The sequence below is a fragment of the Pseudomonas sp. LH1G9 genome (assembly GCF_002949975.1).
Classification (GTDB): Bacteria; Pseudomonadota; Gammaproteobacteria; order Pseudomonadales; family Pseudomonadaceae; genus Aquipseudomonas; species Aquipseudomonas veronii.
Window position 1 is genome coordinate 1,395,258 of sequence record NZ_CP026880.1, and the last position, 9,596, is coordinate 1,404,853.

A 9,596-nucleotide genomic window follows, 5' to 3' on the forward strand; every position below is an offset into this window, starting at 1 on the left:
AGCGCGCGATGAAACGGGATTCGCCCGCAGCGGCGAAGCAGCGCGGCATGGCGATTATCAGCGCGTTACTGATCGCGGCGGTGGTGGCGGTGATCGCCGGCGCCATGCTCACGCGCCAGAGCGTATTCACCCGCAGCGTGGAGGCCGAGCAATTGCGCATTCAGGGTCAGTGGCTGTTGCAAGGCCGCCTGGAACACAGCCGCCTGTTGCTGTGGGAGGCGCGCCAGAAGGACGTGCTGACGCGCCTCGATCAGCCGTGGGCGCGGCCCCAGGGCGGGGTGTTTGAAGGGCGCCTGGAGGACGAGCAGGGCAAGTTCAACCTGCGCAATCTGGTCAATCACCAGCGGCTCGACGCCGAACAACTGCAAGCTTTCGAGCGCCTGTGCCGCCTGATTGACATCGACCCGGCCGTGAGCCGACGTATCAGCCGGCGAGTGATCGCCTCCTATGATCAACGTACCGACAAGACGCTGCTGCCGGCGCGCTACCCGATGCTGCGCAGCCTGGATGACCTGAGCGGTATCGAAGGGCTCGACCCGCTGCTGCTGCGACGCCTACAGACCTTCGTCGGCGTGCTGCCCGGCAATACCTGGGTCAACGGCAACACCGCCAGCGCCGAAGTGCTCAGCGCGGTGGTGCCGGAACTCAGCCTGGCCCAGGCCCAGGCATTGGTGGCCGAGCGCGACAGCGGGCGCTGGTTTATCAACCGTGGCGATTTCGTCAACCGCCTGCACCTGCCCCAAGTGGCGGTGGACAGCGTGCAAGTGGGCATCACCAGCGAGTGGTTTCGCCTGCAGGGCCAGGTACGCCGTGAACAGCGCCGGGTGACAATCGACGCGTTGTTGCATCGCCCTGAAGACCGCCGGCCCCAGGTGATCTGGTCGCGGGTGGGCGCATGAAACGCCTGCGGATCGGCTTGCCGCCACTCGATCAACTGACGGTCGACAGCCAGGTGCAATTTGCCTGGCTGGAGCGTGGTGCCGTGGTGAGCGAGGGCGGCGAAAGCCTGCTGCAGTTGGGCCGGTCCAAGCCGTCGGTGGAGTGCTTTCTGCACCCCGCCGACAGCCTGTCGACCAGCCTCGAGCTGCCGCCGCTGGCCGCCGCCAAAACCGCCGCCGCCGTGGCCTGTGCCGCACAGGCGTTGATCCTCGGGCCGGTGGAGCAGATGCAGGTGGCCCACGGCCCGCGCGACAGCGATGGGCGCGTGCAGGTGGCCTGGGTGTCCACGGCCGGGTTGGAGCGCCTGGGCCAGGTGTTGGCGCAGGGCCAGTTCAGGTTGCGCGGTCTGTACCCGGCGCCGTATGCCTTGCCGCTCGGCGCCGCGGCCATGCACGACGGTTACTTGCTGACACGCCATAGCCTGCACCAAGCGGCGGTGCATCCGCTCGGGCAACAGGTGTTGGATCAAGGGCTGGAGGTGCCGCTGGCGCCGGAGGCGCAACGCTGGAGTGGCGCCGTGCCTGGCTGGGGCTTGCACGGCCGCCTCAACCAATCGGCGAGCGGTGGCTGGGGCAGGGCGCTGGCCGCTGTCGCCCTGGCCACTGCCGTCTGGACCCTGGGCCTGAACCTGTACGCCGCGCGCCAGGCGGGCGAAGGCCAGCAGCTCAAGGCGCTGCTGAGCCAGCAGGTGCGCCAGGCCTTCCCCGAATTACCGGTGATCCTCAACCCCTTGCAGCAGGCCCGCCAACAGTTGGCCGCCCGCCAAACCGGCGCCGCCGCCGACCCCGCCCAGCGCTTTGGCAGCCTGCTGCAAGTGGCCGGCAGCAGCCTGCCGTTCATGGTCGGCAACGTCGACAACCTGAGCTTCGAACAGGGCCGCTTGCACGTGGGCTTGCTGGCCGACAGCCGTAGCCCGACGGCGCCGGACGATGGGCAAGCGGCGCTGGCCCAGGCCGGGTTTAGCGCGACCCGCGATGAGCATGGCTGGACGTTGGGCCCGGTGGAAAGCGCCGAAAAACCGGGAGCCGCTGATGAATAAGTGGCGCCGTCTACGCAGCCAGGCCCAGGCGTTCTGGAGCGGCCTGGCCCTGCGCGAACAACGCATGCTCAGCGGCGCCGGCCTGGTGCTGGCAGGTCTGTTGACCTGGCTGGTGCTGATTCAGCCGCCCTTGAAGACGATCGCGTATTGGCAGGCCGAAACCCCCAAGTTGCGCACCCAGGCGGCCACCTTGCACGCGCTGTTGCAGGGCGTCGCGGCGCCGCGGCCCGCCGATGCCGCCACGCTGCAACAGGCCCTGGACAGCGCCGGCCTGCAAGGTCGTTACCAGTTGCAGGCGCTGGATGCCGGCGCCTGGCGCCTGAGCTTCGACAACGCGCCGGCCGATGCGGTGATGGACTGGTTACTGGGCAATCCCCGTTCGTTTTCCCTGGAGGTGTCCGAGGCGCGCTTGCAGCGTAGCGCGGACGCTATCGACAACTCGGCCGGCACTGTGTCCGGGACCGTTCGCATGGATCAGGCGCTTGGCGCTAAGGAAGCTTCATGAAGTGGTCAGTCCCCAACCCTGCGCCTTTTCGCAAGATCGCGCCGCTGCTGTTACTGGCCTTGAGCGCGTGCAGCAACACCCCGTCGCCGACCAAGCCGTTGCAGGTGGACAGCGAACTCGGCCAGCCCCTGGCCGACACCCGGCGCAGCAGCGAGAGCGTGCTGGAGCGCCAGCGCGAGCCGGCGCCCAAGCCCCGCGTCCAGCACCCGCTGACCAACAGCGCCCGTGGCCACGCGCCGGCTGCGGTCAAGACGCGCAACCCACTGGGCGATCAGCCGGTGCAGTTGAATTTTGTCGATGCCGATATCCAGGCGGTGGTGCGCGCGCTGTCCCGTGCCACCGGCCAGCAGTTTCTGGTCGACCCTCGAGTCAAAGGCAACCTGACCCTGGTCAGCGAAGGCCAGGTGCCGGCGCATCAAGCCTACGACATGCTGCTGGCGGCGCTGCGCATGCAGGGCTTCAGCGTGGTCGACGTCGGCGGCGTGGCCCAGGTGGTGCCGGAGGCCGATGCGAAGTTGCTCGGCGGGCCGATCTACAGCGCCGGCAGCAGCGGCATGCAGACCCGCACCTTTCGCCTGCAATACGAAAACGCGGTGAACCTCATCCCGGTGCTGCGCCCGATCGTGTCGCCGAACAACCCGATCAACGCCTACCCGGGCAACAACAGCATCGTCATCACCGACTACGCGGAAAACCTTGCGCGGGTGGCGCAGATCATCGACGGCATCGACACCCCCAGCGCCATCGACACCGACGTGGTGATGGTGCAGAACGGCATCGCCGTGGACATCGCCGCCATGGTCAGCGAACTCCTGGAAACCCAGGGCGCCGACCAGACCCAGAAGATCAACGTGATCGGTGACCCGCGCTCCAACTCGATCATCATCCGTTCCGGCAGCCCCGAGCGCACCGAGCTGGCGCGCAACCTGATCTACAAACTCGACAATGCCCAGAGCAACCCGAGCAACATGCACGTGGTCTACCTGCGCAACGCCCAGGCCGGCAAGCTGGCACAGTCGCTGCGCGGCTTGCTCACCGGCGAGAGCGAGTCCGGCGTCAGCGACGAGGCGCGGGGCAAGCTCAGTGCCATGGGTGGCAATGCCCAGAGCACCCAGGGCAACAGCACCGCGCAGAACAGCAGCGGCACGCCCACCGGCAGCGGCGTGCAGGCCGGGTATAGCCAGGACAAACCGGCGACCGGCAGCAACCCCAGCGATCAGAACACCGCGTTCAGCGCCGGCGGCGTGACGATCCAGGCCGACGCCACCACCAACACCTTGCTGATCTCCGCGCCGGACCCGCTGTACCGCAACCTGCGCGAAGTGATCGACATGCTTGACCAGCGCCGCGCCCAGGTGGTGATTGAAAGCCTGATCGTCGAAGTCAACGAAGACGACGCCAGCGAGTTCGGCGTGCAGTGGCAGGCCGGCAACCTCGGCGGCAAGGGCGGTTTTGGCGGGGTGAACCTGGGGGGCAGCGGGGTGAATGGCACGTCGACCAGCAAGACCAGCATCGATGTGCTGCCCAAGGGCCTGAATATCGGCCTGGTCGATGGCAGCGTCGACATCCCCGGGATCGGCAAGGTGCTCGACCTCAAAGTGCTGGCCCGCGCCTTGAAGAGCAAGGGCGGCACCAACGTGCTGTCGACACCGAACCTGTTGACCCTGGACAACGAAGCCGCGAGCATTTTTGTCGGGCAGACCATTCCGTTCGTCACCGGCAGCTATGTGACGGGCGGCGGCGGCACCAGCAACAACCCGTTCCAGACCGTGCAGCGCGAAGAAGTGGGGCTCAAGCTCAACGTGCGCCCGCAGATTTCCGAAGGCGGCACGGTGAAGCTGGATATCTACCAGGAAGTCAGCAGCGTGGACGCGCGGGCGTCGGTGGACGCGGGCACGGTGACCAACAAGCGGGCGATCGATACCAGCATCCTGTTGGACGACGGGCAGATCATGGTGCTCGGCGGGTTGTTGCAGGACGGCTACAGCCAGAGCAATGACGCGGTGCCGTGGCTGTCGGATATCCCGGGGTTGGGCGCGTTGTTTCGCAATGAAAAGCGCAGTGTGAACAAGACCAACCTGATGGTGTTTTTGCGCCCCTACATCATTCGCGACAGTGGCGCGGGGCGCAGTATCACGCTGAACCGCTATGAGTTCATGCGCCGCGCCCAGGGAGGCTTGCAGCCGGAGCGCAGTTGGGCAATGCCGGATGTGCAGGCACCGCAGTTGCCGTCGGTGGAGAAGGCGATTCCGGGGGCTGGGCCGAGGGCGGTGATCAGGGCGGTGCCGGCTCGTGATTGATGTTGAGCGAGTGCATATCCGGGGCTTCGGTAACGGCGGCTTATGGTTCCGCACTTACGGCGGGTCACTTTGGAAAAGCCCCAAAGTAACCAAAGGGCTCTTGCCCCACCACTCGGCACCTCGCTTGGGCTCGGTGTGCCCGAACGCAGGCTTGCGTGGTTTAAGATCAAAAGCGGCTCGCTTCGCATCGTGTTTACGCGGGGGGCGGTGTTTTTTCATGGCCTGGATTTGTGCCACAACCCCGCTGCAATCAATGCAGTGCCCAGACGGGTGCAGTCGGATTTGACTGAGAATCCCCAGGCACTCACCGCTTCAAAATGTGGGAGGGGGCTTGCCCCCGATAGCGGTGGTTCAGTTACAGATGAATTGACTGACACACCGCTATCGGGGGCAAGCCCCCTCCCACATTTACACTGCGCGGCGGCCCGCCGTGAGGGCGGAACCGTAAGCCGCCGTTACCGCAGCAACGGATATGTACTCAATCCAAAAGGGTCAACCCCATGAGCCTGCTGCCCTACGCCTGGGCCAAATCCCAGCGCATCCTCCTGCGCCCCGGCGAGGCCGGCCTGCTGCTGACGGTCTGCCCGTCGACCCCCGGCTGGTCGATCAGCGAAGTGCAACGTCAGTTCGGCCAGAGCCGCCTTGAACAGGTGCGCGATGATGAGCTCGACGGCCTGCTCGCCAGCGCCTATGCCGACACCGGCAGCGCCGCTGCGGTGGTCGGTGCCGCCGAAAACGAAGTCGACCTCGACCGCCTGATGCAGGACATGCCCGAGATCACCGACCTGCTCGACACCCAGGACGGCGCGCCGGTGATCCGAATGATCAACGCCTTGCTGACCCAGGCCGCCCGCGATGAGGCCAGTGATATCCATATCGAACCCTACGAAACCCACTCCGTGGTGCGCTACCGCGTCGACGGCACCCTGCGCGATGTGGTCTCGCCGCGCAAGGCGCTGCATGGCGCGCTGGTGTCGCGGATCAAGATCATGGCCCAGCTCGACATCGCCGAAAAACGCCTGCCCCAGGACGGCCGCATCGCCCTGCGCGTGGCCGGGCGGCCGATTGATATCCGCGTGTCGACAGTGCCCACCGGGCATGGCGAGCGCGTAGTGATGCGCTTGCTGGACAAGCAGGCCGGGCGCCTGCAACTGGAGACCCTGGGCATGGAGCCGCAACTGCTGGCCCGCCTCGACACGCTGATCCGCCAGCCCCACGGCATCGTGTTGGTCACCGGGCCCACCGGCAGCGGCAAGACCACCAGCCTCTACGCCGCGCTGGCGCGGCTGGATGCGAGCACCAGCAATATCCTCACCGTCGAAGACCCGGTGGAGTATGACCTGCCGGGCATCAGCCAGATCCAGGTCAACGCCAAGATCGACATGACCTTCGGCCTGGCTTTGCGTGCGATCCTGCGCCAGGACCCGGACATCATCATGATCGGCGAAATCCGCGACCTGGAGACCGCCCAGATCGCCGTGCAAGCCTCGCTCACCGGCCACCTGGTGCTCGCCACCCTGCACACCAACGACGCGGTGTCGGCGGTCAACCGCCTGATCGATATGGGCGTCGAACCGTTCCTGCTGGCGTCTTCACTGTTGGGCGTGTTGGCCCAGCGCCTGGTGCGGCGCCTGTGCCCGCACTGCAAGCAGGCAGACCCGGCCATGCCGGGCACCTGGCGCCCGGTGGGCTGCGCGCAGTGCAACCAGATCGGCTACAGCGGGCGTACCGGTATCCATGAATTGTTCTGCGTCGACGACGAGGTGCGCAGCCTGATCCACCAGGGCGCTGGCGAGCAGGAGCTGCGCCAGGCGGCACGCCGCGCCGGCATGTTCAGCATGCGTGAAGACGGCGAGCGCTGGGTGCGCAGCGGCACCACCGCGGCCGAAGAAATCCTGCGCGTAACACGGGACGCCTGATGAATCGCTATCGCTATGAAGCCGCCGACGCCAGCGGCAAGGTCGAGGCCGGGCACCTGGAGGCGGACAGCCAGAGCGCGGCGTTTGCCGCGTTGCGCAGCCGTGGCCTGACCGCGCTTCTGGTGCAGGTCGAAGGCAGTCAACAGGCCGCGGGCGGCAGCAGCCTATTCAGCGCCAAGCTGTCGGACAACGACCTGGCCTGGGCCACGCGGCAACTGGCGAGCCTGCTCGGCGCCAGCCTGCCGTTGGAAGCGGCGCTGAGCGCGACGGTGGAGCAGGCCGAGAAAAAACACATCGCCCAGACCCTGGCCGCCGTGCGCGCCGATGTGCGCGGCGGCATGCGCCTGGCCGATGCCCTGGCGGCACGGCCACGGGACTTTCCGTCGATCTACCGTGCGCTGATCGCGGCGGGGGAGGAGTCCGGCGACCTGGCCCAGGTGATGGAGCGCCTGGCCGACTACATCGAGGAGCGCAACAACCTGCGCGGCAAGATCCTCACCGCTTTTATCTACCCCGGCGTGGTGGGGCTGGTGTCCATCGGCATTGTGATTTTCCTGCTCAGCTACGTGGTGCCCCAGGTGGTCAGCGCGTTCTCCCAGGCGCGCCAGGACCTGCCGGGGCTGACCCTGGCGATGCTCAACGCCAGCGACTTCATCCGCGCCTGGGGGTGGCTGTGTTTTGCCGGGATCGTCGGCAGCTTCTGGGGCTGGCGCCTGTACCTGCGCGACCCGGTGGCGCGCTTGAACTGGCACAGCCGCGTGCTGCGCTTGCCGCTGATCGGGCGCTTTGTGCTGGGCCTGAACACCGCCCGATTTGCCTCGACCCTGGCGATCCTCGGCGGTGCTGGCGTGCCGCTGTTGCGCGCCCTCGAAGCGGCGCGCCAGACCCTGTCCAACGAGCGCCTGAGCCAGTGCGTCAACGACGCCACCGCCAAAGTGCGCGAGGGCGTCAACCTCGCTCCGGCGCTGGCGGTGGAGAAGGTGTTCCCACCGGTGCTGATCCACCTGATCGCCAGCGGTGAAAAAACCGGCTCACTGCCGCCCATGCTCGAACGCGCGGCGCAGACCCTGTCGCGGGACATCGAACGCCGTGCCATGGGCATGACCGCGCTGCTCGAGCCACTGATGATCGTAGTGATGGGCGCCGTGGTGCTGGTGATCGTGATGGCGGTGCTGTTGCCGATCATCGAGATCAACCAACTGGTGACCTGAATGTGGGAGGGGGCTTGCCCCCGATTGCGATGGGTCAGTCTATGCATCTTTGGCTGACACTCCCTCATCGGGGGCAAGCCCCCTCCCACATTGGACCCTACCTGTTCAGTTGATTTGGGGGTGGGCCGATACCGCCAGCCCGCAACCTCGGGTTCATCGTTTCGTCACAGCCAAGCCCCTCGCCGCAGCCTACGCCGCCTTGACGAAACCCCCACTGAAACCGCGCTGTCACCTGCCTCCAAACCGCTCAAAACCATGACCAAAACACCCGAGAATCTTTTTAAAAATCAAGCTCTTCCTCCCGAGGTTTTTTCCCATTGCTGTCATCGGAAACTGCGAAATTCTCTAGCCATGGCCTCACCCCAGTCACCCCCGGAACACGGCTTGGGACCGAAGCCATGGCGTCATGCAAGAGCCATCTACCTCAAACGTACAAACACGACGAAAGGAGATTCTTCATGTTTAAGCGCACTATGATCGCGGCCTCTTTGGCAGTTGCAGCACTGGCTTCGGCCCAATCCATGGCCGCAGTGGTCGGTGGCGGGGCCACCTTGCCGGAAAAACTCTACGGCAGCACTGCCACATCGACGACGGCTACCGGCATCCTCTCTGCCAGCATTCCAGGTTTTAGCCCCTACATCGGTGTGGGCAGCGGCGACGGCAAGAAGGCGTTCTTCGGTAACGATTCGACCAAGCTGAAATTGGCCGCGGGTATTACCATTGATTATGCCGGTAGCGACTCGGTGGTGAGCGCCGCGGAACTGGCTGCTTACAACGCTGACACCGTTAAAGGCCGCGCCGCCTATGGCCCGCTGGTTCAAGTCCCGGCTGAAGCCACTTCGGTGACCGTGCCTTACCACATCGACGGTAAAACCTCGCTGCAGCTCACCAGTGCTCAGTTGGCCGATATCTTCGCCGGCAAGATCACTAACTGGAAAGACGTGCAATTCAACGGGGCTGCCGGTCCAGACCTGCAGATCAAAGTGGTCTACCGTCAGGAAACCAGCGGTACCACCGAGATTTTTACCAACCACCTCAAAGCGGTAAAACCCGCATCGGTACCGAATGTCAGCAACAGCTTCGTCACCGCCATCGGCTTTGACCCAGCCACCAGCGCTCCGGTCGGTTCAAGCTACCTCGCTGTAACCGGCAGTCAAGGTGTCGCCACTGCTATCACCAATAACAATGGTGCCATCGGTTACGTCAGCCCTGACTACGCAGCGTTCAACAGCGCCGCCGCCGTTGCCTCGGTCAATGGCTTCCTGCCGACTGAAGTGAACGTTCAAGCTTCTCTCGATACTATTGCGCCACCGGCCGTCGGTTCCGCCGCCGCCGCCGACCCGTTGAACTGGGTCCCTACGTTTGCCAACCCGACTGCGGGCTACCCCATCGTCGGCTACACCAACCTGGTCTTCAGCCAGTGCTACAAAGACTCCACTGACAACATCCGCATCCAGACTTTCCTGAAACGTCACTACACCGGCGTGAATAACGCGGCTATCAGCAGCCACTCGTTCATTCCGTTGTCCACCACCTGGCAGAAAGCGGTCTACGACAACTTCGTTGCCACCACCAGCTCGCTGCGCATCGGCGACACCAACACCTGCAACGGTATCGGTCGTCCGCTGTAACACCCCGTCTCGACAGGGTTGGCCCCACAACCGGCAATGACTTCGCGTCATT

Annotated in this window: 7 protein-coding genes; all 7 read left to right on the forward strand. The window is 65.3% G+C overall.

The features are described 5' to 3' along the window. The first annotated feature begins 8 nt into the window (after positions 1 to 8). The 7 genes from gspK (at position 9) to C5F70_RS06855 (ending at position 9,544) form a co-directional block, all read left to right on the forward strand. Entirely contained in the window at positions 9 to 899 is an 891-nt protein-coding gene (gspK, locus tag C5F70_RS06820) for a type II secretion system minor pseudopilin GspK (protein ID WP_158243620.1), read from the forward strand. Continuing rightward, on the forward strand, positions 896 to 1,978 hold the full coding sequence (gene gspL / locus C5F70_RS06825) for a type II secretion system protein GspL (protein ID WP_104902980.1): 1,083 nt from the start codon (positions 896 to 898) through the stop codon (positions 1,976 to 1,978). Before gspK ends, gspL begins: the two co-directional genes overlap by 4 nt. Beyond that, positions 1,971 to 2,483, forward strand: coding sequence for a type II secretion system protein GspM (gene gspM / locus C5F70_RS06830; protein WP_017849138.1), 513 nt, complete (start codon positions 1,971 to 1,973; stop codon positions 2,481 to 2,483). Before gspL ends, gspM begins: the two co-directional genes overlap by 8 nt. Beyond that, complete coding sequence (gene gspD, locus C5F70_RS06835) at positions 2,480 to 4,783, forward strand: type II secretion system secretin GspD (RefSeq protein ID WP_104902981.1); 2,304 nt, start codon at positions 2,480 to 2,482, stop codon at positions 4,781 to 4,783. Before gspM ends, gspD begins: the two co-directional genes overlap by 4 nt. A gap of 500 nt (positions 4,784 to 5,283) precedes the next feature. Further along, positions 5,284 to 6,702, forward strand: coding sequence for a type II secretion system ATPase GspE (gene gspE, locus C5F70_RS06845; RefSeq protein ID WP_104902983.1), 1,419 nt, complete (start codon positions 5,284 to 5,286; stop codon positions 6,700 to 6,702). After that, on the forward strand, positions 6,702 to 7,913 hold the full coding sequence (gene gspF / locus C5F70_RS06850) for a type II secretion system inner membrane protein GspF (RefSeq protein WP_104902984.1): 1,212 nt from the start codon (positions 6,702 to 6,704) through the stop codon (positions 7,911 to 7,913). The genes gspE and gspF overlap by 1 nt, the downstream gene beginning before the upstream one ends. 458 nt (positions 7,914 to 8,371) lie before the next feature. Continuing rightward, complete coding sequence (locus tag C5F70_RS06855) at positions 8,372 to 9,544, forward strand: substrate-binding domain-containing protein (RefSeq protein WP_102618449.1); 1,173 nt, start codon at positions 8,372 to 8,374, stop codon at positions 9,542 to 9,544. The last annotated feature ends 52 nt before the right edge of the window (positions 9,545 to 9,596 follow it).